The organism is Staphylococcus arlettae (assembly GCF_025560845.1).
GTDB classification, from domain to species: Bacteria; Bacillota; Bacilli; order Staphylococcales; family Staphylococcaceae; genus Staphylococcus; species Staphylococcus arlettae.
On record NZ_CP094803.1, the window covers coordinates 110,951 to 133,892 of the forward strand.

General features: G+C 34.1%; 22 protein-coding genes and 2 pseudogenes. 12 read left to right on the forward strand and 12 right to left on the reverse strand.

The window, feature by feature from the left end; genetic code table 11:
• Nucleotides 1-18 precede the first annotated feature (18 nt).
• Both MUA37_RS00500 and MUA37_RS00505 read left to right on the forward strand, forming a co-directional pair.
• The gene (locus MUA37_RS00500; protein WP_002510383.1) at nucleotides 19-558 is read left to right on the forward strand and encodes a YdhK family protein; all 540 of its coding nucleotides are present in this window, start codon (nucleotides 19-21) and stop codon (nucleotides 556-558) included.
• A gap of 185 nt (nucleotides 559-743) precedes the next feature.
• Complete coding sequence (locus tag MUA37_RS00505; RefSeq protein WP_142019207.1) at nucleotides 744-1,574, forward strand: nucleotidyltransferase domain-containing protein; 831 nt, start codon at nucleotides 744-746, stop codon at nucleotides 1,572-1,574.
• A gap of 76 nt (nucleotides 1,575-1,650) precedes the next feature.
• Here the strand turns inward: MUA37_RS00505 and MUA37_RS00510 are convergent, their stop codons facing one another.
• The 7 genes from MUA37_RS00510 to MUA37_RS00540 all read right to left on the reverse strand — a co-directional run bounded on the left by MUA37_RS00510 (nucleotide 1,651) and on the right by MUA37_RS00540 (nucleotide 7,272).
• Nucleotides 1,651-2,196, reverse strand: a complete 546-nt coding sequence (locus tag MUA37_RS00510) for a hypothetical protein (RefSeq protein ID WP_002510381.1) — start codon at nucleotides 2,194-2,196, stop codon at nucleotides 1,651-1,653.
• The gene (locus MUA37_RS00515) at nucleotides 2,193-2,789 is read right to left on the reverse strand and encodes a TetR/AcrR family transcriptional regulator (protein ID WP_002510380.1); all 597 of its coding nucleotides are present in this window, start codon (nucleotides 2,787-2,789) and stop codon (nucleotides 2,193-2,195) included. Before MUA37_RS00515 ends, MUA37_RS00510 begins: the two co-directional genes overlap by 4 nt.
• Before the next feature lie 205 nt (nucleotides 2,790-2,994).
• Complete coding sequence (locus MUA37_RS00520; RefSeq protein ID WP_262624725.1) at nucleotides 2,995-3,930, reverse strand: low temperature requirement protein A; 936 nt, start codon at nucleotides 3,928-3,930, stop codon at nucleotides 2,995-2,997.
• Between the two features lie 25 nt (nucleotides 3,931-3,955).
• Nucleotides 3,956-4,303, reverse strand: coding sequence for a MerR family transcriptional regulator (locus MUA37_RS00525; RefSeq protein WP_002510378.1), 348 nt, complete (start codon nucleotides 4,301-4,303; stop codon nucleotides 3,956-3,958).
• A 173-nt stretch (nucleotides 4,304-4,476) separates the two neighbouring features.
• Nucleotides 4,477-4,797: a hypothetical protein gene (locus MUA37_RS00530; protein ID WP_002510377.1), complete on the reverse strand. Its 321-nt coding sequence runs from the start codon at nucleotides 4,795-4,797 to the stop codon at nucleotides 4,477-4,479.
• 32 nt (nucleotides 4,798-4,829) lie between these two features.
• Entirely contained in the window at nucleotides 4,830-5,588 is a 759-nt protein-coding gene (locus tag MUA37_RS00535) for an SDR family oxidoreductase (protein ID WP_002510376.1), read from the reverse strand.
• A 217-nt stretch (nucleotides 5,589-5,805) separates the two neighbouring features.
• On the reverse strand, nucleotides 5,806-7,272 hold the full coding sequence (locus MUA37_RS00540; protein WP_002510375.1) for an Msr family ABC-F type ribosomal protection protein: 1,467 nt from the start codon (nucleotides 7,270-7,272) through the stop codon (nucleotides 5,806-5,808).
• Between the two features lie 541 nt (nucleotides 7,273-7,813).
• On the opposite strand from MUA37_RS00540, the pseudogene MUA37_RS00545 reads away from it, so the two are divergent.
• Nucleotides 7,814-8,027 (forward strand): annotated as a pseudogene (locus MUA37_RS00545) (IS3 family transposase); the annotation flags it as partial.
• 517 nt (nucleotides 8,028-8,544) lie between these two features.
• Here MUA37_RS00545 and MUA37_RS00550 read toward each other — a convergent pair.
• Nucleotides 8,545-9,087 carry a recombinase family protein gene (locus MUA37_RS00550; protein ID WP_002510374.1) on the reverse strand — a complete coding sequence of 181 codons (543 nt, stop codon included), beginning with the start codon at nucleotides 9,085-9,087 and terminating at the stop codon, nucleotides 8,545-8,547.
• 109 nt (nucleotides 9,088-9,196) lie between these two features.
• On the opposite strand from MUA37_RS00550, the gene MUA37_RS00555 reads away from it, so the two are divergent.
• Together MUA37_RS00555 and MUA37_RS00560 are read left to right on the forward strand one after the other, a co-directional pair.
• A complete protein-coding gene (locus MUA37_RS00555; RefSeq protein WP_002510373.1) occupies nucleotides 9,197-10,648 on the forward strand; it encodes a SulP family inorganic anion transporter in 1,452 nt (483 codons plus the stop codon).
• Nucleotides 10,649-10,659: 11 nt separating this feature from the next.
• Nucleotides 10,660-11,073 (forward strand): universal stress protein, encoded by a 414-nt coding sequence (locus MUA37_RS00560; RefSeq protein WP_002510372.1) that lies wholly within the window; start codon nucleotides 10,660-10,662, stop codon nucleotides 11,071-11,073.
• Between the two features lie 842 nt (nucleotides 11,074-11,915).
• Here the strand turns inward: MUA37_RS00560 and MUA37_RS00565 are convergent.
• Both MUA37_RS00565 and cstR read right to left on the reverse strand, forming a co-directional pair.
• Complete coding sequence (locus MUA37_RS00565) at nucleotides 11,916-12,671, reverse strand: sulfite exporter TauE/SafE family protein (RefSeq protein ID WP_002509973.1); 756 nt, start codon at nucleotides 12,669-12,671, stop codon at nucleotides 11,916-11,918.
• Nucleotides 12,671-12,931, reverse strand: coding sequence for a persulfide-sensing transcriptional repressor CstR (cstR, locus tag MUA37_RS00570; RefSeq protein ID WP_193325258.1), 261 nt, complete (start codon nucleotides 12,929-12,931; stop codon nucleotides 12,671-12,673). The genes MUA37_RS00565 and cstR overlap by 1 nt, the downstream gene beginning before the upstream one ends.
• Before the next feature lie 137 nt (nucleotides 12,932-13,068).
• Here cstR and cstA point away from each other — a divergent pair, with 137 nt between their 5' ends.
• Together cstA and cstB are read left to right on the forward strand one after the other, a co-directional pair.
• Nucleotides 13,069-14,136, forward strand: coding sequence for a persulfide response sulfurtransferase CstA (cstA, locus tag MUA37_RS00575; RefSeq protein WP_262624726.1), 1,068 nt, complete (start codon nucleotides 13,069-13,071; stop codon nucleotides 14,134-14,136).
• A gap of 30 nt (nucleotides 14,137-14,166) precedes the next feature.
• Complete coding sequence (gene cstB, locus MUA37_RS00580; protein WP_262615268.1) at nucleotides 14,167-15,501, forward strand: persulfide dioxygenase-sulfurtransferase CstB; 1,335 nt, start codon at nucleotides 14,167-14,169, stop codon at nucleotides 15,499-15,501.
• Between the two features lie 263 nt (nucleotides 15,502-15,764).
• Here the strand turns inward: cstB and MUA37_RS00585 are convergent, their stop codons facing one another.
• Nucleotides 15,765-16,058, reverse strand: coding sequence for a YrhK family protein (locus tag MUA37_RS00585; RefSeq protein ID WP_262615269.1), 294 nt, complete (start codon nucleotides 16,056-16,058; stop codon nucleotides 15,765-15,767).
• A 182-nt stretch (nucleotides 16,059-16,240) separates the two neighbouring features.
• On the opposite strand from MUA37_RS00585, the pseudogene MUA37_RS00590 reads away from it, so the two are divergent.
• Nucleotides 16,241-16,507 (forward strand): annotated as a pseudogene (locus MUA37_RS00590) (alpha/beta hydrolase); the annotation flags it as partial.
• Between the two features lie 284 nt (nucleotides 16,508-16,791).
• Here MUA37_RS00590 and MUA37_RS00595 read toward each other — a convergent pair.
• Nucleotides 16,792-17,547: a DeoR/GlpR family DNA-binding transcription regulator gene (locus MUA37_RS00595; RefSeq protein ID WP_262615270.1), complete on the reverse strand. Its 756-nt coding sequence runs from the start codon at nucleotides 17,545-17,547 to the stop codon at nucleotides 16,792-16,794.
• A 201-nt stretch (nucleotides 17,548-17,748) separates the two neighbouring features.
• Here MUA37_RS00595 and MUA37_RS00600 point away from each other — a divergent pair, with 201 nt between their 5' ends.
• Genes MUA37_RS00600 through iolD form a run of 4 tightly spaced genes read left to right on the forward strand, consistent with a single transcriptional unit; the run spans nucleotide 17,749 to nucleotide 22,938 of the window.
• On the forward strand, nucleotides 17,749-19,203 hold the full coding sequence (locus MUA37_RS00600; protein WP_262615271.1) for a CoA-acylating methylmalonate-semialdehyde dehydrogenase: 1,455 nt from the start codon (nucleotides 17,749-17,751) through the stop codon (nucleotides 19,201-19,203).
• A 15-nt stretch (nucleotides 19,204-19,218) separates the two neighbouring features.
• Nucleotides 19,219-20,037: a 5-deoxy-glucuronate isomerase gene (iolB, locus tag MUA37_RS00605; RefSeq protein WP_103388307.1), complete on the forward strand. Its 819-nt coding sequence runs from the start codon at nucleotides 19,219-19,221 to the stop codon at nucleotides 20,035-20,037.
• A gap of 15 nt (nucleotides 20,038-20,052) precedes the next feature.
• Nucleotides 20,053-21,012: a 5-dehydro-2-deoxygluconokinase gene (gene iolC, locus MUA37_RS00610; RefSeq protein ID WP_262615272.1), complete on the forward strand. Its 960-nt coding sequence runs from the start codon at nucleotides 20,053-20,055 to the stop codon at nucleotides 21,010-21,012.
• A 12-nt stretch (nucleotides 21,013-21,024) separates the two neighbouring features.
• Nucleotides 21,025-22,938, forward strand: a complete 1,914-nt coding sequence (gene iolD, locus MUA37_RS00615) for a 3D-(3,5/4)-trihydroxycyclohexane-1,2-dione acylhydrolase (decyclizing) (RefSeq protein WP_262615273.1) — start codon at nucleotides 21,025-21,027, stop codon at nucleotides 22,936-22,938.
• Nucleotides 22,939-22,942 lie beyond the last annotated feature (4 nt).

Here is a 22,942-nt window from a genome sequence, read left to right on the forward strand (position 1 = left end):
CAAACAGGAGTTTTTAACATGATAAAAAAAGTAATCTTTCTTATATTAGCATCAGCATTAGTATTATCCGCTTGTTCAAATAAAGAGGAGCAAAGTGAAGAAGCTAAAAATCATGAGGGCCATATGAAGCATAATGATGAAAGTAAGGCTCCAGAAGATATGACAGAAACGGCTCAAGGTAAGTTTGAAAAAGGGGATAAAGTGACTATTACTGCAGGTCATATGCCCGGCATGAAAGGTGCAGAAGCTACAGTTAAAGGTGCCTACAAAACACATGCGTATGTTGTAAGTTATGAACCCACAAATGGAGATAAAAAAGTAAATAATCATAAATGGGTTGTCAATGAAGAAATTAAAGAAGCACCGGAACATGGCTTTAGCGCAGGTGATACAGTCAAATTAGAAGCGGACCATATGCCTGGCATGAAAGGTGCCACAGCAGACATAGATGATGTCGAGGAGACTACTGTGTATATGGTCGATTACAAATCTAAAGACAACGGCAAAACTGTCAAAAATCATAAATGGATGACGGGCGATGAACTAAAAGCTCGCTAAGAATGCTTTTGAAAGTTAGGTATATAGTGAGTATAATATTGGTCAAAAGGCACATACATCAGCTGTATGTGTCTTTTGTCAATGTGTTATAGTACAGGGAAAGCTTGAATAGTTTGATACATAGTAAAATTTGATAAAGTTTATTCGTATAAAACATCATTTGAAAAAATGTAGGAGTGAGTTAAATGGGCGTTGTAGATCATATAGTTAACAAAATAGTAACAGAAATAAGTGGATTACCAGGTGTGGTAGGAGTTGTGCTAGGTGGCTCTAGAGCCAAAGGTAATCATAGACCAGATTCCGATATAGATATAGGTATCTATTATGATGAAACACAAGGGTTTAATACAGACTATATCGAAACAGCAGCAGGTAAACTTAACGACGAGCAAAAAGAACAGTTAATTACAGCATTAGGAGATTGGGGAGAATGGATTAACGGTGGTGGCTGGTTAATTGTGGATGGTTATCATGTAGATTTAATTTTTCGTGATATTAATAAAGTAAATGATGTGATAAACGATTGTTTAGCAGGTAAAGTAACGATTCATTATCAGACTGGTCATCCACATGGCTTTTTAAACGTTATGTATATGGGTGAGTTAAATATTTGTGAAATATTAGCAGATCCTCAAAATACATTACATGAGCTTAAAACAAAAACATATCCATATCCTCCCGAAGTCAAACAGTCCATAACTCAATTTTTTGCGTTTGAAGCTTCTTTCTCCTTAATGTTTATCGAGGACAACGTTGATAAAGATGATATTTCGTATTTAATAGGCCATTTATTCCGATGCTTGTCTTGTTTGAATCAAGTAATCTTTGCAAAAAATGAGGTTTATTGTATTAATGAAAAGAAAGCTGTAGCACTCATTAATACATTCCCAGTGAAGCCTAAAAATTATAAACAAAGAATAGATAATATTGTATCTTCTTTTTCAGTAGATGAATATAAAACCAAGGCAGCTATTGAAGAATTAAGAAATATAATTGAGGAAAGCAATCACTTATAATCAAAAGTTATTCAAAAACTTTATTTTACAACGATAAAAAGACTTCTTATTTGATAAGAAGTCTTTTTTATACTTATTATGACTTACTTTCTTTTTTGGGTGGCCACACAAAATATGATATACAAATAATTAAATCAATAACAATGACGATTGTCCAAATATGAATGACACTGTCTAAAGCTGCTGTGCGACTTGCATCATTAATTAAATAAACAATTAAATGTAAAACACCTGTTCCTAAGAGGTAAGAAAGTAGATGCTTTAACCAATTTTTGGCATAGTTTTTAGCGTAGTCTAGTCCTGTAGGTTTATAAGGTTTGGCACCTTGTTTCATCACATAATATCTAAACCTATCGTCTGCCCAAGTTATCATGCTTTTCCCAAAAACAAGAGATACTGCAATATAAACTGCAGCTATAGCGTGTGGCGTTTCTGCTGTTGCACCATTCATGAGGTCTATAGCTGTTGTTATAAGTAGTATTAAATCGATCACAGGTGTGAGTGCTAGAAAGAATAGACCTAACTTTTTGAGCTTGAAGATATATCTTGTGACTAGTCCGAGTAATATGACTACCCAAAAGGCAACTTCACAAAAAATGATAAGCCAGACAATAAAGTTCATGTTTTTCCTCCCTTATATGTGAGTGTCGCTATTTCTTCATCTATTATTGATTGAATATCTTCGTTTGAGGTGTCGTTTGGATTAAGTAATTTATGCAGAGCTAAACCATCAATTAAAGCATGTAATTTCATTGCAGTAAGATGAATATTTAAATTAGTTTGTAGTAGCTGTTCATTATTTAATAAAGTCAAAATGCTATGACATAGTTGATCTAGTCCATCGTCTAGCGTACTTTGACCATATTCATGAATGTCATAACGAAAAGCCATCCAAACTTCCATATCAGCGAGTCTTTCTTGATCTAAGGGTAAGACGGTTAGCAAACTTGCTTTAACTTTATCAATGGTATTAAGGTTTTTGGACGTAAATATAGCTTCAATTCTCCTTCTTATTTTCACTTCTACGGTAGACATAACGGCGTTTAGTAACTCAGAATGATTTGGAAAATAATATCTAATCTGACCAGGGGTCATTTGCGCTATGTGCGCAATTTGTCTTACGGTAGAGCCTTTTACACCATTTTCTACAATTGAATCGAAAGCGTATTGAATGATTTCGGTTTTCTTGTGTTCGTGATTAATTATTTTTGGCATACTCCTAGTTTAACATATTTTAATACAAGTGTATTAATTAAAAGTCTGAAATGAGTAAAGTTCTGATTTGCCACTTTCTTTTGTTATAAGTGCATTTATAAATTATATAAAATAAAAAATCCTTCAAGTAGAATTGAAGGATTTTACAGCGTGTATTAGGATGAAAATTTTATGATTTCCTTTATGTTTCAGCACAAAAATTTATTTACACATGCGCTCTATGGAATCGTATATTGGTTAATGTACTAATGATAAATAACAGCAAGAACAGTATGAAACCATATATTTCAAATATATTCAACTGGCCATGGGATAATAGTTTATTAATCATTAAAAACATCATATCTAATGAAAAGAGTAATAATAAATGTATATAAATTGTGGTGAAACCAGTTTTGTTAGTTGTATTTTTGTCAGTTGCTTTATAGTGATACACATAAATAATAAATAACAGTGAAATAAAGGCAAAACATAATGTATATAAACTGTTTAAATGGGCTAATTCAATATTTTGGATTAATAGCACGAGACCTTCACCAAATAATAAAATGATGAGTAAGCTTAAGCGTTCAGTCAAGTGATTAAAAAATATAGGATTGTGATATGAAACCATATAAAAGAGTAGTGGAAAGACTGCTACAATTAGAATGCCTATGAAAAATAACCAAAAATTAATCGGTGCAGGCAACATTATTGATATTACAGAAAGGATAATTGTTAATAATAATCCACTTGTGTAAACTTTGACCAATTTGAAATCTACTTCTGTTTCGGTAAATTTATAATTAATAAAGTATTGTATGAATACACTTAGATACACTAAGGCAGTCGTTAAAACAAATGGTGAAAATGTTTGTTGAAAATCACTATTTATCGCTTTAGACAAGATAATGATTAAATACATATCTATAAATACAAACACGTATTGATACCATTTTTGATTGAAGAACCTGTTAACTAAAAGTGTTCGATAGATCCATATAGAGAAAAAGACAAGAAAAAGCATGAAACTTTTCCCTAATTCTTCTAATGACATTATATTATGTGAAATACCTTCAACAGTTTGATTGATAGTAGCTAAAACATAAACAAATATTAAATCAAAAAATAATTCTGTCATGCTGACTTCTTTTTTCTTCATTTTTTCACTCCTAAATCTTTTGCTGTTATTCGCTTTCCAATAATTCGAATTTTTTATCTAACACTTGAAGTGCTTCATCTATAAGTTTTTTTTGTTCTAATAAATTTTTTTGATGTTTTAAAAAAATGTCTCTACGCTTCATTTTGGTAGAGCTTCCTTGATGATACAATTCGGCAATTTCTTTTAATTTTGATATAGGCATATGTGTCTGACGCATGCATTTTATAAATTCAATCCAATATAAGTCTTCTTCGGAAAAGTCTCTATAGCCATTTTTATTTCTCGCCACGAATGGAAAAAGTCCTGCTTTATCATAGTAGCGAATGGTATGTTCGCTGATGCCTAAATTATCTGCTACTTGTTTTACTCGCATAATTTTCCTCCTAAAAAAGGCTAGGACATCATTGATTCGTCCCAGCCGCGTGTCATATTGTCAGTAGATGACAGTACTAAAATTGCGCCCCAAATTAAGCTTTTTTAATTCCAGTCATTTTATCAGTGTGAGATGACGAAATCTTTTTAATTTCTGTCCCAACCCCTTTGTGTTTATTTAATAAGTTGGGAAAGTAAATCGTCATAGTTATTATGAATGATAGCTTCAAAGCCAAATGTTGATTCCATATCGTCTTTTAATGTTTCTACAGTGATATAACCTATGCGTTCAGGGTCATCTATTTGTAAGCCAATGCGTTGAATATCATTGTGGAATAAATTATTTTGATGAGATAGTTCTATGATTTCATTAGCTAAAGATTTCACGTAATCATTGTTCGATAAAGATACGTTTTTGTCGTCTAGCACACTTTCTTCTGAAATAATTTTGATCTCTGTTTCATTTCCTTTATATAGTGCTAAAAAGTAATTCATATCAAAATGGCCTCCTTAGTGTTTAAAATTATCTAACGTGTCGTATAACCACCATTTGCAAATAAGGTTTGTCCGTTGATCCACCAACCATCTAAAGTTAAAAAAGTAATAATCGGTGCAATGTCTTCGATATTAGTCAGTTGATTATGGAGTGCTTGGGATTTATGGAATGCCACAGCATCTTCACCTTCTTGAGGATAGAAGAAAGGTGTGTCCATTGGACCAGGCGCTACTGCATTAACAGAAATCCCTCTATCCATAAATTCTGCTGATGCTGCACGAGTATAATGCTCGACAGGTGCTTTCCCTCCAGCATAAGTTGAATAGAAACCTGTATAAGCAGCTAGCAATGCGGTAGCTATGGTGATGATTTTACCATTATCATTCATCGACTTCTCAGCGTATTTTATAAAGAAATACGCTGATTTTGCGTTGATGTCTGACATGCTATCAAATTCGGCTTCAGTCGTTTCAGCAATCGGTTTTTTCAGTACTTTTCCTACGGTATTAATTGCGATGTCAATTTTTCCAAAGGTGTTTTCAGCATGTTGAAATAATGCCTGGACATTATCAACTTTAGTTAAATCACCAGAGAATAGTGTGCCTTGACCCCCTAAATCTTCGACTTGTGACAGTGTAGCTTTTGCATCGGCTAACGAATGTTCATCGTGATGATGGATTACTATTTTAGCGCCTGCTTTAGCATACGTAGTACTTAATAAGCCACCAAGGTTTTTAGCACCACCAGCAATAACTACAACTTTGTCTGTTAAGCTATTAAATTTGCCCATATTATATAACCTCCTTTGAATATATTACAAGCATAAACCTTAGAGCGCGATATCAAGCAAGCGCTTATTGAATATTTCTAATTATGCTTAAGGGAGGTAGTAATATCGTGTCAGTAAATAAAACAAAGGCACATACAAAATGTATGTGCCTTAGCCTGTAATTTTATGTTAGTGCACTTCTCGCAGAAGTGAGCCAAATCACTGCCAATATTATAAATTAAGTTACATCATAAATGGACTGTTTTGTTAGTTCCCATTTTTTGTCTGCTACATGCTCAACAAATCTGCTATCATGTGACGTGAATAAAATGATACCTGGGTATTTATTCATAAACAATTCTAATGCTTCTAATGTTTTAATGTCTAAAAAGTTAGTGGGTTCGTCTAAAATTAATACATTCGCTTGTGTTGAAAACAACACTGCTAACGATAATTTAGTGCGTTCGCCACCACTCAAAACTTTACAAGAACGCGTAAGTGCTTCATTTAACCCTAAATTATTTAAAATAGCTCTACTAAAAGATTCGGATGAATCCGTTTCATCCATTAAATATTGTAATAATGAAATGTCACGCATTTCTTCATAAGCAAGTTGACGATAATAGGCCATTTGTATTTTGGGAGAACACTCAATACCCTCTATTTGCTGATAAATAGCTTCAAGTAAAGTTGTCTTACCGGCACCATTTGCACCGACTAACGCTATATTTTTGCCATAAGGTATTTGAAAGCGTACATGCGACAACAATGTTTGATTGCCTTGTCTTAATGTTAGATTTTGTGCAATGATTGGATAATTATTATGAATATCATAAATGTTATTGTGTGGAAAATGGAAGCCGTGTTCATTTTGTGGTTTTTCGACTTCTTCTAAATGTTCTATTCTTTTTTCAATGTGTTTCGCTTGTTTTTGAGCAGCTTTCTCCACTGATCCTTTTTGTTTTGAAGCACTTAAACGATCGGGTTCTATACTTTTGTTTTTTTGTTTTGAAGATGCTTGGGACATCTGTTGCGCCTGTTTTCGTTTAGTTTTACTTGCTTGGGATAGCCTTTGCTTCTCACTTACATATTGGTCATATTGACGCTGTTGTTCTAAATGTTCTTGTTCGCGCTGTTGTTGATATTGTGAATAATTCCCTTTGAACACTCTGATTGTACCGTCTGCTTGTATATCCCATATGGTGTCAGCGATTTGATCAATGAGGTCTCTGTCATGGCTTACTAAAATTAACGTACCATAATAATATTTTAAAATATTATAAAGATAATCTTTACCGTACTTATCTAAATGATTAGTCGGTTCATCTAAAAGTAATATTGGACTATAATTTGATAAAACGTTAGCTAATTTATATTTTGCTTTTTCTCCACCGCTCATACTGTCAGTGGTATGCATAGGGATGCCAAGTTCACTCATTAAACTTCCGTCTAAGGTATCAAAATCATGGTCCACGTCCATGTTAAGTTGTTCAAAATATTGAACTACACCATCAGTTTCAACAGTTCCTGATTCTGGTGTTATTTTTTGCGCAATCATATTTAGTAATGTGGTTTTGCCTGTACCATTACCTCCAATAAGTGCTATTTTTTCAAATTGATAAGCATAAAGCTGCTTAATGTTAAGTGAGCGCCAATCTGTCAATTTATGATTGATTTGGTGAAATTTAATTGTATATTGTTCCATGTCGATACACTCCTTGTAATGTTAAAGGACGTGTACGCAAAAAAATGAGACAGGCTACTCCCGTCTCATTCACATCACACTTTCGATCGCATAAAATTATTGCGCTGTTATCATGTTTGAAAGTGTTATTATTCCTAGTGAAGAATAAAAAATGACATACGTCACCTATGAGTGTGTATTGCGGACAGCCTTTTTTGAATTAATTTAGTTTTGTATTCAAAAAAGTTTGTCTTAGTCTCATAGAAGCTGTCATTTTAATTCTCCTCTCCTGTAATGTAATGACATCACTATAACATCTCACAGTGTGTTTTTCAATATCTCTCTAAAACAACAATCGTTAACAACCATCACTACAATTTGTTGTATATACTTTATCAATAAATTGATATCAAGGCACAACGCATTTCATTCAAAACATTGAAATAAAATGTTTTTGAAAATTTATATATACTTGCAATTATGGCAAATAAGAGTACGATTAAGGTGGATAATTACACTTCGGCAATTGCGATACTATAAATTAGGAGTGATTTGCTATGAAAAAGGTAATTGTCTCGATAATTCCGTTATGGAAAACTTTTTTTGATTATTGAAGCAAGAAATGTATTATGGAGAAAGTTTTGATCATTTTCATCAACTAGAGCAATCCATTCAAAACTATATGGAATTTTTATAATAATGAAAGAATTAAATCAAAATTAAAAGGCTTGTCTCCTAAAAATTTTAGGAAACAAACCTTCAAAATATTATACTAAACCAAAGTCCAACTTTTGGGGTTCAGTACATCATAGAGTGTCGACAAAGTCTTAGACTTTGCCGGCATTTTTTAGGCGCATGCTTTCCGCGGACACTGCCTTAGCCTTTAGTCTGCGGCAAATGCTTTCCCCGCAGGAGTTGGCATAAACCACTGCCAATATTACATCAAAAAGATTATAATATATAAATTAAACAGTGATGGTATTAATTTTACAAAAGCGTCTGATTTTTGTACTAAAACACATAATTTTGAACGTGCTCACCCCCGAGGGAATAGTATGCGTAAGAGACTACAGGCTCGAGCCATGCTCGAGGCAAGCACGCACGGTGAACATCACGAATTTGTTAGCTAATAAGATAATGGGGCCAATTGATACGTCCCACTATCTTGTCATATTATCAGTAAATGATTGAACTCAAAATACACTTCAAAGCATGTCATTTATGCTAGGTTGCGCCAGCAATCTGTTAATAAAATTTGATTTCTGACTTACTCTCTTCTTTAGTCAAATACCGTTATCTATCTAAATGTCTATATAGCGTTGCTCTACTTATATTAGTTTTTTCTTTTATCTCATCTAGCGTATATTTTTTACTCATATACATTTCTATAGCATTTCTTAAATTTTTATCATCCCGTTTAGGCCTACCAAGGTTTTTTCCTTCCCTTGTATAATTTTCTAATCCCATACGTGTTCTGAATTTCACAATGTCGCTTTGGAAATCAGTAATATCTTGTAATGTTTTTATAAAGCTTTCATTTTCAGCGGTCATAATATTTCTATTTAAATTAATTACATATAGCGAAATCCCTTTGGTTAAAAGTTTATTTAATATCTCCATCAAATGTTTTGTAGAATCTGCAATGATACACAAATCCGTAATATACAAAATATCATTAGCAGTTAATTTTAAATTTAGTAAAACGTCTAGTTCTGTTCTGTTTTTATTATTAGCATGTATTTCCTCAATAATATTAGTTGTATAGATTTCTATTTTCTTTACTTGTTCGTTCATACTATCGTTTATTGTAACAGGCCTAATATAGCCATATTTCATTTTAATACACCACCCTATATAGAAAAATTGTAACATATAGTTTCATTAAGGGGTATACATATGAAACTTTTCTGTTATACTTTGAAATACAAGTAAAGGAGAGGAAATTATGGTTGAAAAACTAAAATCTGAATGGCTTAACCAGCCAGGAAAGAATATACTGGCTGGTATTGTTGTAGCATTAGCATTAATCCCTGAAGCTATTGCATTTTCAATTATTGCTGGTGTAGATCCCATGGTAGGGTTGTATGCAGCATTTATCATTGCTACCGTGACCGCGATAGTTGGCGGTAGGCCTGCAATGATATCTGGCGCAACTGGGGCCGTAGCACTTTTAGTTACGCCTTTAGTTAACGAACATGGCGTTGAATATCTTTTTGCTGCGACTATTTTGATGGGCTTTATTCAATTATTATTAGGTATACTTAAAGTTGGCCGTTTAATGAAATTTATTCCACGATCTGTCATGATTGGCTTTGTTAATGCCTTAGGTATTATGATTTTTATGTCTCAAATAGAACATATTTTTGGTATATCTATATCAACATATATATATGTAATTATCACATTATTAATTGTATATATTATTCCTAGGTTCTTTAAAGCGATTCCTGCTCCGTTAATAGCGATAATCGTTTTAACCGCTCTGTATATGTATACAGGCTCTGACGTACGGACTGTAGGAGACTTAGGCAGTATTAAGCAAACTTTACCTCACTTCTTAATGCCTAATGTTCCATATAATTTAGAAACACTGCAAATTATTTTCCCATATTCATTGTCAATGGCTATCGTAGGCTTAGTAGAAAGTTTACTTACAGCTAAAATTGTGGATGATGCGACAGATACGTATAGTAGCAAAAACAAAGAATCTCGTGGTCAAGGGATTGCCAATGTTATTACTGGTTGCTTTGGTGGTATGGGAGGTTGCGCCATGATTGGACAATCAGTTATTAATGTTAAGTCAGGCGCAAATAGTAGACTGTCTACATTTACAGCGGGTATTGTACTTATATTTATGATTATTGTACTCGGTGGCGTAGTCGTACAAATACCAATGCCTATTCTTGCAGGAATTATGGTCATGGTTTCTATAGGGACTGTAGATTGGAATTCATTTAAATATATTAAGAAAGCCCCCAAAACTGACGCTTTTGTTATGATTTTAACCGTGATTATTGTATTAATGACACATAATTTAGCTATTGGTGTCTTAGTAGGTGTTGTTTTCAGTGCCTTATTCTTTGCAACTAAGATTTCTCAAGTGACAGTGGTTCATGAGGATTTAGATGAAAAACACCTTTTTTCTGTTAAGGGACAGATATTCTTTGTGTCAATAGACTCTATGATGGGTCAAATCAATCTTAATATTGAAGATAGTATCATAGAATTGAATTTTGAGCATGCTCACTTATGGGATGATACGGCAGTAGATGCCATTGATACAATTGTTAGAAAATTTGAAGAAAAAAACAACATTGTTTATGTCGAAAAATTAAACACAGGCAGTCGAAAAATCGTTTCAGAATTAAGTAAATTAAATGAAAACCATTTAAATTAAGGAGTGTTTTTATGTATAAATCAATTTTACTTGCCGCAGATGGTTCAGAAAACAGTGAGCGTGCAGCTCGAGAGGCACTAAACTTTATAGATGAAAATACATTTGTCACAATCCTTACTATTGTAAATGTGGAAGAATCAAAAACGGATGTTTTACATGGACAACAGGGCGTTAGCTTAACTCAAGAAAGAGAGCAAAAACTTTCGTCCATTATACAATTGTTTGATGAACATATTGTAAATTATGATATTAAGATTGTTCATGGTACGCCATCTGAAAAGGTGACAGAAGTTGCGAATAGCGGAGAATATCAAGCCGTTATTTTAGGTACACGTGGGTTAAACAGTTTGCAGGAAATGGTTCTTGGTAGTGTTAGTCATAAAGTAGCTAAACATGCTCAAATACCTGTGATTATTGTTAAATAATGTAAGTTCTTCTAGTTATCCTTGAACGAAGTGGGACGATAGAATTTTGTTAGTAAATCAGATTTTTGTTTCACATCATGTTTTATACGAAATCTCTTTTCATATTGGCAGTAGCTGACTGTATTGAAAATGCGCTTCAAACCAAGCTTTTTTCAACGCTAGTCATCCTTGCCGGGATGGGACGACGAAATCATTTTTTCAAAATCAGATTTCTGTCCCACTCCATGTTTTAGTCGAAACCTTTTTCATATTGGCAGTAGCTGACTGCATTGAAAATGCGCTTCAAACCGAGCTTGTTTCAATGCTAGTCATCCTTGCCGGGGTGGGACGACGAAATCATTTTTTCAAAATCAGATTTCTGTCCCACTTCATGTTTTAGTCGAAACCCTTTTTCATATTGGCAGTAGCTGACTGCATTGAAAATGCGCTTCAAACCAAGCTTTTTTCAACGCTAGTCATCCTTGCCGGGGTGGGACAACGAAATCATTTTTTCAAAATCAGATTTCTGTCCCACTTCATGTTTTAGTCGAAATCCTTTTTCATATTGGCAGTAGCTGACTGCATTGAAAATGCGCTTCAAACCAAGCTTTTTTCAACGCTAGTCATCCTTGCCGGGGTGGGACAACGAAATCATTTTTTCAAAATCAGATTTCTGTCCCACTCCCATTTTTTATATAGGAAAGAGACTGGGACATTGATGCGTCCCAGTCTCTTGTCATATTGTCAGTAAGTGACAGGAAAATGTCTTTTAATTAAGCTTTTCAATGCGAGTCATTATTGCCGATCTAGGGCGATGAAAACTTTTTACTAACATGAGTGTTTTATCCCCAAACCTCGCTTAGTTATATAATAAGTTGAATAATTGCAACAATAATTAAAATACTAATAATCCATTTTTGTATGAAGCTGGGGACCTTTTTACTTAATTTTAAACCTAAAGGAGCAAAGATGATACTGCCTATGATTAAAAATAATGCGTCTTCAAGAGGAATGTATCCTTGTACAAGTTTAATAACAAAGGCACCAATGGAAGAGATAAAAGCAATTATTATGCTATTAGTAACAACTGTATTCATTGATAGTTTGAATAAAACTAACAATATGGGAATAATAATAAAAGCACCGCCTGCGCCCACAATACCAGAAATGATACCAACGAAAAGACCAACCATAACTAATAATGGCTTGTTAAAGGAAGATTGATCTAAACTCGGTTTTACATTAATAAACATTAAAATTAATGCGAGTAAAGCAATGATAATATATATCGTATTTACAAATGTAGCATTAAATACATTCGCTAACAGTGCACCTAACATGCTCCCTATAATCATGCCACTACCCATGTAAAGCACTAATGGTGGGGAGAATTCTGGTTTTTTTCGCGCTTTTAGTGACCCACTTAAAGTACTGAAAAAGACTTGACTGGAAGTAAGTCCTGATGCGATGTATGCACTGTATGCAGGAACGCCAAATAGTGGTGGTAATAATAAAATGGCCGGATAAATAATGATAGCACCACCTATACCTACTAGACCCGAAATAAAGCCTCCGAATACCCCAATAAGTAACATAATAATAACAGTTAAAATATCCATTATTTACTTTTTACCAATAAGTTAACGGCTTCATTAATCAATTCTTCAGAACTTTCACCATTATCCTCAGCTGTTTTCACACATTCTATTAAATTTTCACTAATGATAATCCCCATCAAACGTTGGATTGAGCTTTTTGATGCACTGATTTGAGTAATGACATCTTTACAATCTTTTTCTTCTTCCATCATTTTAATAACGCCATTGAGTTGTCCTTGTATTCTATTAATACGATTAATCATTTTTTTATCATAATTCATAGTTATTTCCTCCACTTTTAATTGAATAAAATCATAATAAGCGATAAAAGCAAAAATGTCAAATACCCCCTATGGTATTTGACATAATATAAATGATTAGTTAATATACCCCTATAGGTATTTATTAGGAGGTTACTATGAAACAATATAACGAAAAGCATATCAATAATTTCAGTAAACAAGAATTAGAAAAATTAGGCGCACAAGGTCAACTGATTGACGTTAGAACACAAGAAGAATATGAGCTTGCACACATAAATGGTGCGAAATTACATCCTGTAGATAAGATTGAATCGTTCAATAAAGATAAAAACACAACCTATTTTGTACACTGTAAAAGTGGTACCAGAAGTGCTAAAGCGAGCGAATATTTAGCTGAACAAGGCTACGACATTGTTAATTTAGACGGTGGCTATAAAGCGTATGAAGCAAAAAACGACGATGATAATACATTAGAAGAAAATACTAATGTAGCAATTAAAGCAGAGCGTAAACAATTTAACTATAGTGGTCTTCAATGTCCAGGTCCAATTGTAAACATCAGTAAAGAAGTGAAAAATATTGAAGTAGGCGAGCAAATAGAGGTTACAGTTACAGATCCTGGGTTCTTTAGTGACATTAAAAGCTGGGTCAAACAAACAGGACATACGTTAGTTAAACTGGATGAAAGTAATCATGGAATTAATGCCATTATTCAAAAAGAAAAACCAAAAGACTTGGAAGTGAACCATACTGCCAAAGGTACTACAATTGTGCTATTTAGTGGTGAGTTAGATAAAGCAGTGGCAGCAATGATTATTGCGAATGGCGCTAAGGCTGCAGGCAGAGACGTAACTATTTTCTTTACGTTTTGGGGACTCAACGCGTTGAAAAAGAACCAATCCGTTCATGTTAAAAAGCAAGGTATCGCAAAAATGTTTGACTTGATGTTGCCAAAAACACCTGTACACATGCCGCTATCTAAAATGAATATGTTTGGTTTAGGTAATATCATGATGCGCTACGTAATGAAAAAGAAAAATGTTGATTCATTACCATCACTCATTGACCAAGCAATCGACCAAGATATCAAATTAATCGCTTGTACGATGAGTATGGATGTTATGGGCATTCAGAAAGAAGAGCTCAGAGACGAAGTAGGATACGGTGGCGTAGGGACTTATATTGGTGATACTGAAAAAGCAAGTCACAATTTATTTATCTAATTAAATCTATTTAAACAAGGAGTTCATTTCATGTTTTTTAAACAATTTTATGATAATCATTTATCTCAAGCATCTTATTTAGTTGGCTGTCAACGTACAGGAGAGGCAATAATAATTGACCCTGTTCGTGATTTAACAAAATATATCGAAGTTGCAGATAGCGAAGGTTTTAAAATTACACAAGCTGCAGAAACACATATCCACGCTGATTTTGCTTCTGGAATTCGAGATGTGGCAAAACGTTTAAACGCCAATATATATGTGTCTGGCGCAGGCGATGAGCAATTAAGTTATAAAAATATGCCTAAACAAACACATTTTGTTAAAAATCAAGATATTATTCGAGTAGGTAATATTAAATTAGAAGTATTGCATACACCTGGTCATACCCCTGAGAGTATTAGTTTCTTACTCACTGATGAAGGGGGCGGCTCAAGTGTTCCAATGGGCTTGTTTAGTGGCGATTTTGTTTTTGTAGGTGATATTGGGAGACCGGATTTACTAGAAAAGTCAGTTCAAATGGAAGGCTCTACAGAAGTTAGTGCGCAACAAATGTATCAATCTATAGAAAGTATTAAAGATTTACCAGATTATCTTCAAATTTGGCCAGGACACGGTGCTGGCAGTCCTTGTGGTAAGGCATTAGGTGCGGTACCAATGTCTACGCTAGGTTATGAAAAAATAAATAACTGGGCATTTAATGAAACTGATGAAAGCAAGTTCATTGAAACATTAACATCAAATCAACCAGCGCCACCCCATCACTTTGCACAGATGAAACAGATTAATCAATTTGGTATGAACTTGTATCAAACATACAATGTTTATCCTAGTTTAGATAATGAAAGAATAGCCTTTGATCTTCGTAGTAAAGAAGCCTTTCATGGTGGTCATACTGAAGGAACAATCAATATTCCTTACGATAAAAACTTTATTAACCAAATCGGTTGGTATTTAGACTATGAAAAAAGTATAGATTTGATTGGTGATAAATCTACCGTTGAACAAGCAGCGCATACCTTACAATTAATTGGTTTTGATAATGTAGTAGGTTACCGTTTGCCAAAACCAGAAGTTAAAACACAATCCATTCACAGTATGGATATAACCGGTAAAGAAGAACATGTACTGGATGTACGTAATGATGAAGAGTGGCATAATGGGCATTTAGATCAAGCAGTCAATATTCCACATGGTAAATTATTAAATGAAAGTATTCCATTTAATAAAGAGGATAAAATATACGTACATTGTCAGTCAGGCGTTAGAAGTTCAATCGCCGTGGGTATCTTAGAAAACAAAGGATTTGAAAATGTCGTGAATATTAGCGAAGGCTATCAAGATTTTCCAGCATCATTAAAATAAGATAAAGATATAGCGAAATTGATGTGCTATTAACAAATAATATTGTAGTGGAGACGTATATATTCGTGCTATGTACACGAGACTATAAAGCAAAAACGAGACTAGGACGTCTCAATGAAGTTCTAGTCTCGTTTCATATTGTCAGTAGCTGACTGTATTGAACATGCGCTTCAAGTCAAACTTTTTTCAATGCTCGTCAGCCTTGTCGGGGAGGGACGACGAAATCTATGTAATAATATGAGCTTTCTGCCCCCCCCTTTTTATTATAGGTCTTGATCATGTTTTTTATAATAAGATGCTAAATGTAAGTCATGTGCTAAAGCAATTAAAGGTCTAACTGTCATTTGAATACTGCCTATGACAAAAAGTATCGTACCAGCTATTACCGTTTCAGAACTGAAGAATAATAAACTTCCGATTAAAAATATTAAGCCAAGTATAACATCATTTAATTGATATAAAGCTTTATAAATTAGCGTAACACGGTTAGTTTGAGAGGATGTATTAAAATTTAAATCAATGTTTTTTTGTTTTTTTAAATTGTTTAATTTTCCCATTGAATTACCTCCTACTGGTATTGGGATAAAGAATCCAGTCTTTATTTATGTACCACAGGCAACTCGCTTACAAACCTTTTGCGCAATTCATCTATGTGATTGAACTATTAACTGAAAGGTTACAGTCAACTTATATTTTTGTTGTTTTGGAGAAGGTGTAAATAATAGATATTAAGAAAAAAGAACAATACGACAGTATGATATTTTGGGCAAAATACGAAATGCGCCAATATACGCAATCAAATATCGGCTTAGCAGATTTAAATCGACATAAGGATAACATCACTTTATTAAATGGTATCGATTCTAAAGGTTCTTTTCCACAAGATGTTAATTTTTATATCGCTGAACAAACTGGTCTAAACATAACTGAAAGTCCAGGTGGGCATTTAGGATATGTTCAAAAACCCGTAGATTTTGCCGAAGTATTAAGTGAAATGTGGAGTTAAACAAGCAATGTTTTTAAGTGTTTGATAGGACATTATCTTCAGCAACATAATACACGAGCTAAGAGGAGACTTTCATAGTCTCCTCTTTTTTAGTTTAACGGCAAGTTAATATACATTTTTAATGGTTGATAATAGGGAGTAATTTAATAATGATAGTTGTTTCATGAGAAACAACTATCATTATTGTTCACTTGTATTATAGTTAAAATTTTGAAAAGTGACTAAAATTCTGTAATAGTAAAACCCTATAGTTACAAACGTTTAAAGTATTTAAATTATTAGGACTAAAAGTGAACTGTGATGTTTTGGTCGTGACAATAATCATTAATATCATTGGGAGGGATTTTATCAGTGAAAATCTTACTAATACTATTTAAAGGACAGTAGGTTAATAAAGTGGATTTTCCCATTTTACTGTAATCAGCTAAGACATAAGTTTCTTTTGATTTACCTGTAATATATTGTTTGATTAAATTTTCTTCCATTTCAGAATTGGATAGTCCATTTTGGACATTGATACCCGTTGCTGCCATAAAGGCCTTACTAATGTTGAATTTTTCTAACAGCATATTAGTGCTAATACCTATAAAGGATCGCGTGATAGGTTTGTATTTCTCACCAATAATATATAATGTGACGTACTCAAACTGTGATGCTTTATTCATTATGTCTAAGCTGTTAGTTATTATCGTAAACGGTAAGTTTTTATCGACATAATCTAATATATGTATTGTTGTAGTACCTGTATCAATATAGATAATGTCATAAGCTTCAATTTCTTTAGCTGCAAGTTTACCGATACGTTTTTTAGATTTATAGTTTTTAACATTTCGTTGGTAATAATCCACAGTTCTATGATTTTCTTCAATAAATTCGATACCGCCGTATACCTTTTTTACGACATTCATATCCACAAGTTGATTAATGTCACGTCGAATCGTGTTGGTTGAAACATTAAAAGTCTCACGCAACTCATCTATTGACGCTGTTTTATTATTTTTTATGAAAGTTTCAATTTCATAAATACGTTTAGATTTCATATATGATTCCCCCATTTATTACAATATACCCAATTTAAGTTGTATAAACAACCTAAAACTAAAACAGTTACTCAAAAGTTGACATTATTCTAACGTTATTATAAGATATTTTCAACAAGTAACCAATAGTTAACCCAAAAGTACTTATTGTCTGACTATTTTTGTAAGCGGTTACTCATAAAATGATTGGAGGATTTTATAATGGCAGAAATCTTAAAGAACTATATTAATGGTGAGTGGAAAACATGTGAGAGTACAGAAACTTTGGATGTATTAAACCCTGCAACTAAAGAAGTTGTTGCAAAAGTACCCGTATCTACACGTAAAGAGTTAGATGAAGCGGCACAAATAGCACATGAGGCTTTTCAAGAATGGAAAGAAGTTGCTGTTCCGAAACGTGCGCGTTTGCTATTTAAGTTACAACAATTACTCATAGATAATAAAGATGAACTCGCAGCAATCATTACTAAAGAAAATGGTAAAAATACAACTGAAGCATTAGGTGAAGTACAACGTGGTATTGAAAATGTTGAATTTGCAGCAGGTACACCATCATTAATGATGGGTGATTCGTTATCAAGTATTGCAACGAATATTGAAGGTACAAGCTATAAATATCCTGTAGGGGTTGTTGGTGGAATTACGCCATTTAATTTCCCAATGATGGTGCCATGTTGGATGTTCCCGATGGCGATTTCGTTAGGTAATACCTTTGTAATTAAACCATCAGAAAAAACACCGTTATTAGTTAACAAACTAGCTGAATTAGTTGAAGCTGCAGGCTTCCCTAAAGGTGTATTCAATGTTGTTCATGGCGCACATGATGTGGTTAATGGCATTTGTGAAAATGAACATATTAAGGCCGTGTCATTCGTTGGTTCTAAACCAGTTGGCGCGTATGTGTATAAAAAAGCAACAGAGAACTTAAAACGTGCGCAATGTTTAACAGGTGCTAAAAATCATACGATTGTCTTAAACGATGCCGATATTGATACAGCTGTTAAAGATGTTATCGGTGCAGCATTTGGTTCAGCAGGTGAACGTTGTATGGCTGCAGCTGTCATTGCAGTACAATCTAATGTTTATGATGAATTTAAAGAAAAATTAGTGCAGGCATCTAAAGATATTGTCATTGGTAATGGCATTGAGGACAATGTATTTTTAGGTCCAGTTATCAGAGAAGAAAATAAAGCGAAGACATTACAATATGTAGATGAGGGTGTAAAAGAAGGTGCTAAATTAGTGCTGGATGGTAGAGATGGTAACAATGAAGATGGATATTTCGTTAAACCAACCATTTTCGAAGATGTTACAACGGATATGAAGTTATGGCAGGATGAAATATTTGCGCCTGTATTATCGCTTGTTAAAGTAGATAGTTTAAAAGAAGGCATTGCTTTAGCTAATCAATCTGAATTTGCCAATGGTGCTTGCTTATTTACTGATAGTGCTTCATCAATCAGATACTTTAGAGAAAATATTGATGCAGGCATGTTAGGCATTAACTTAGGTGTCCCTGCACCAATGGCGATTTTCCCATTCTCAGGTTGGAAATCTTCGTTCTACGGTTCATTACATGCTAATGGTAAGGATAGTATTGAATTTTATACTCACAGAAAAGTTGTTACAGCACGTCACGGAGAACCACAATTTTAAGGAGTGAAGATAGAAATGGCTCATTTATTAAATAAACCTGTACATCATCCATTAAGTGATGATGTACAAGTCATTCACGATTTGCAACCAAATGATATTAATCTAGATTATATCGGCTTGAAAGTACTAGATATTAAAAGCGGTGGCAATTATGAGGAAGCAACAGAAGATTTTGAATTATGCATTGTAGCCTTAACAGGTAAAGTTACAGTGTCAGATGGTACTAATACATTTGAACATATCGGCACGAGAGATTCTGTATTTGAAAAAATTCCAACAGATAGTGTCTACATTTCAAAACAGCATAATATAACAATAGAGGCTGTTACAGATGCAAGAGTCATTTTATGCTATGCACCTGCGGATGAAGTTCGAGAGACACAATTGATACCTGCAAGTGAAAATTCAATTGAAGATAGAGGGAAATATTCCAACAAACGTCATGTACACAACATTTTACCAGATACACATAAAGCGAGTGAGAAATTATTAGTTGTAGAAGTGTATACAGATCAAGGTAATTGGTCTAGCTATCCGCCACATAAACATGACCAGGATAATTTACCTAATGAGTCATTATTAGAAGAAACCTATTATCATGAAATGAATCCACGTACTGGTTTTGTATTTCAAAGAGTGTATACAGATGATTTATCACTTGATGAAACAATGGCAGTTGAAAATAGTGATGTAGTGATAGTTCCTAAAGGCTATCATCCAGTAGCTGTCCCAGATGGTTATGATGGCTATTATTTAAATATTATGGCAGGGCCTAAAAAGGTTTGGAAATTTTATAATCAACCAGACCATGAATGGATTATTGATCGTAAATAAAAGGGGTGCTCGTAAATGGCTAATAAGAAACATATCGTAGCAATAGGTCGTGCTGCAGTCGATTTAAATGCAAAAGAAATTAATAGACCCATGGAAGAAACATCAACATTTAGTAAATATGTGGGTGGTTCTCCAGCAAATATCATGATTGGTGCTGCAAAGCTAGGATTAGACGTTGGCATGATTGCCAATGTCTCTGATGACCAACATGGTCGATTTGTCACAAATTACTTTAATGAAGTCGGTGTTGATACATCACAAATTCATGTCGATGAAGAAGGACATAAAATTGGTTTAACTTTTACTGAAATTAAAAGTCCTACAGAATCTAGCATTTTAATGTATAGAGAAGCAGTTGCAGACTTATTTTTAGCTCCAGAACATGTAGATGAGTTATACATCAAAAATTCGGAATATTTGCTCATTTCTGGAACGGCTTTAGCACAATCACCTTCGAGAGAATCTGTGTTAAAAGCACTAGCACTTGCTAAAAAACATGATGTTAAAGTGATTTTTGAATTAGATTATCGTCCATATAATTGGAGAAATACAGAAGAAACGTCAATCTACTATGAATTAATTGCTGAACAAGCAGATGTTGTGATTGGTACGCGAGATGAATTCGACATGGTTGAACGTTATCAAGCATTGTCAGACCAAGAGATTAGCAACTTGCTATTCACTAAAAACCCTAATTTAGTAGTCATCAAACATGGTGTACAAGGATCATATGCATTTGATAAAGCCGGAAATATATATGAAGGTAAAGCCTTTAAAGCAAATGTTGTCAAAACGTTTGGTGCAGGAGACTCATATGCCGCAGCCTTTATTTATGCATACGTTAAGGGCAAAAGTGTAGAGGAAGCACTGCAATATGGTGCCGCATCAGCAGCAATCGTAGTTAGTAGTCACAGTTCATCAGAAGCTATGCCTACTGTAGAAAAAATCGAAGACTTAATTAAAGAACAATCTTAAGGTGGTGCAAACATGGTCAATACGGTGAGATTAACGACAGGAGAAGCAATCGTTAAGTTTTTAACACAACAATATATTTATGTTGATGGCGAAGAAACACGCTTTGTAGAAGGTGTAATGAATATCTTCGGACACGGTAATGTGCTTGGTATGGGTGAAGGTTTATCAAAATATCAACAAGAATTGAAAATTATACAAGGTAAAAATGAACAAGGTATGGCACATACGGCGATTGGCTTTAGTAAACAAAGGCTAAGAAAGAAAATTTTTGCAGTGACGAGTTCTGTTGGTCCTGGTTCTGCCAATGTTGTAACAGCTGCAGGTACTGCGGCTGCCAATCATATCCCTGTACTATTTCTTCCTGGAGATACGTTTGCGACACGTCAACCAGACCCAGTATTACAACAAATAGAAAATCCTCAAAGTATTGGTATAACAACAAATGATGCGCTTAAACCATTATCTAGATATTTTGATCGCATTACACGACCAGAACAAATTATGTCAGCACTTATTAGAGCATTTGAAGTAATGACCAACCCACAGACGGCAGGACCAGTTACATTGGCTTTAAGTCAAGATGTGCAAGGTGAAGCGTTTGATTTTCCAGAAACCTTCTTTGAAAAGCGTGTCCATTATGTAGATAGATTAGAGCCGTCTGAACGAGCGATTGATCTTGCTAGTAACACATTGAAAACTGCTAAAAAGCCATTAGTCATCGTTGGCGGTGGTGCTAAGTATTCAGAAGCACAAAAAGAAATCAAACAACTGATTGAAACGCACAACATTCCTATGGCTGAAACACAAGCTGGTAAATCAACAATTGAGGCTTCTCATCCATTAAATTTAGGTGGATTAGGTGTGACAGGTAATTTAGCGGCTAATGTCTATGCTAAAGAGGCTGATGTCATTGTTGGTATAGGCACGAGATACTCTGATTTTACTACGAGTTCCAAGACTGCTATTAATTTCGACACTGCAAAATTGATAAATATTAACATCAATAGGGTGGATGCATACAAGTTAGATGCAACACAAGTCGTCGGTGATGCGAAAGTGTCGGTGTCTAAACTCAAGGACGCATTAAACGACCATCAATTCGATGTCACAGACACAGTTTCTGATATTAAACAGCAATGGTCAAATGAACGTGCAAGATTGGCGACTGTCAATATTAACAGTGGGGATTTTACACCTGAAATTGCGGATCAGTTTGACCAAGCCAAAATGAATCAATATGTGGAAGCATTACAAACTGAATTGCCACAAACAAATGCATTAATTGAAGTAAATAACACGATTGCACCAGACGCAATCATTGTTGCCGCAGCAGGTTCCTTGCCAGGAGATTTAGAAAGATTGTGGGAAACAGATACGTTCAACACGTATAACATGGAATATGGGTATTCGACGATGGGCTATGAAATTGCTGCCGCAGTAGGTGCAAAGATTGCAGAACCTAATAAAGAAGTCTATGCGCTTGTCGGAGATGGTAGCTTCCTTATGTTGCATACCGAACTCATAACAGCACTGCAGTATAACTATAAAATCAATATTATTTTATTTGATAATAGTGGCTTTGGCTGTATTAACAACTTACAAATGGGCAACGGAAGTGAAAGCTTCTGCACAGAGTTCACAGATTATAACGGTCAACCACTAAATATAGACTATCAAAAAGTGGCTGAAGGTTATGGTGCCAAATCTTATAAGGTGAATGATACGAAGTCGTTAGCAACAGCGATTGAGCAGGCTAAGCAAGAGACTAAATCTACGTTGATTGACATTAAAACGTTGCCTAAAACTATGACAGATGGCTATGAGTCCTTTTGGAATGTCGGAGTTTCTGAGCATAGTGACAAGCCTTCAATAAAAGAAGCATTTTCACAAAAAGCACAAACAATGAAAACAGCGAAACATTATTAAGATA

Bases quoted from the DNA above. Each gene is read 5' to 3' on its own strand.
- iolC (WP_262615272.1), top strand. From the start codon at position 20,053: ATGGCTAATAAGAAACATATCGTAGCAATAGGTCGTGCTGCAGTCGAT.
- MUA37_RS00530 (WP_002510377.1), bottom strand. From the start codon at position 4,797: ATGAATTACTTTTTAGCACTATATAAAGGAAATGAAACAGAGATCAAA.
- MUA37_RS00600 (WP_262615271.1), top strand. From the start codon at position 17,749: ATGGCAGAAATCTTAAAGAACTATATTAATGGTGAGTGGAAAACATGT.
- MUA37_RS00550 (WP_002510374.1), bottom strand. From the start codon at position 9,087: ATGAAATATGGCTATATTAGGCCTGTTACAATAAACGATAGTATGAAC.
- MUA37_RS00565 (WP_002509973.1), bottom strand. From the start codon at position 12,671: ATGGATATTTTAACTGTTATTATTATGTTACTTATTGGGGTATTCGGA.
- MUA37_RS00560 (WP_002510372.1), top strand. From the start codon at position 10,660: ATGTATAAATCAATTTTACTTGCCGCAGATGGTTCAGAAAACAGTGAG.
- MUA37_RS00595 (WP_262615270.1), bottom strand. From the start codon at position 17,547: ATGAAATCTAAACGTATTTATGAAATTGAAACTTTCATAAAAAATAAT.
- cstR (WP_193325258.1), bottom strand. From the start codon at position 12,931: ATGAATTATGATAAAAAAATGATTAATCGTATTAATAGAATACAAGGA.
- cstB (WP_262615268.1), top strand. From the start codon at position 14,167: ATGTTTTTTAAACAATTTTATGATAATCATTTATCTCAAGCATCTTAT.
- iolB (WP_103388307.1), top strand. From the start codon at position 19,219: ATGGCTCATTTATTAAATAAACCTGTACATCATCCATTAAGTGATGAT.
- iolD (WP_262615273.1), top strand. From the start codon at position 21,025: ATGGTCAATACGGTGAGATTAACGACAGGAGAAGCAATCGTTAAGTTT.
- cstA (WP_262624726.1), top strand. From the start codon at position 13,069: ATGAAACAATATAACGAAAAGCATATCAATAATTTCAGTAAACAAGAA.
- MUA37_RS00585 (WP_262615269.1), bottom strand. From the start codon at position 16,058: ATGGGAAAATTAAACAATTTAAAAAAACAAAAAAACATTGATTTAAAT.
- MUA37_RS00500 (WP_002510383.1), top strand. From the start codon at position 19: ATGATAAAAAAAGTAATCTTTCTTATATTAGCATCAGCATTAGTATTA.
- MUA37_RS00540 (WP_002510375.1), bottom strand. From the start codon at position 7,272: ATGGAACAATATACAATTAAATTTCACCAAATCAATCATAAATTGACA.
- MUA37_RS00505 (WP_142019207.1), top strand. From the start codon at position 744: ATGGGCGTTGTAGATCATATAGTTAACAAAATAGTAACAGAAATAAGT.
- MUA37_RS00555 (WP_002510373.1), top strand. From the start codon at position 9,197: ATGGTTGAAAAACTAAAATCTGAATGGCTTAACCAGCCAGGAAAGAAT.
- MUA37_RS00510 (WP_002510381.1), bottom strand. From the start codon at position 2,196: ATGAACTTTATTGTCTGGCTTATCATTTTTTGTGAAGTTGCCTTTTGG.
- MUA37_RS00515 (WP_002510380.1), bottom strand. From the start codon at position 2,789: ATGCCAAAAATAATTAATCACGAACACAAGAAAACCGAAATCATTCAA.
- MUA37_RS00525 (WP_002510378.1), bottom strand. From the start codon at position 4,303: ATGCGAGTAAAACAAGTAGCAGATAATTTAGGCATCAGCGAACATACC.
- MUA37_RS00520 (WP_262624725.1), bottom strand. From the start codon at position 3,930: ATGAAGAAAAAAGAAGTCAGCATGACAGAATTATTTTTTGATTTAATA.
- MUA37_RS00535 (WP_002510376.1), bottom strand. From the start codon at position 5,588: ATGGGCAAATTTAATAGCTTAACAGACAAAGTTGTAGTTATTGCTGGT.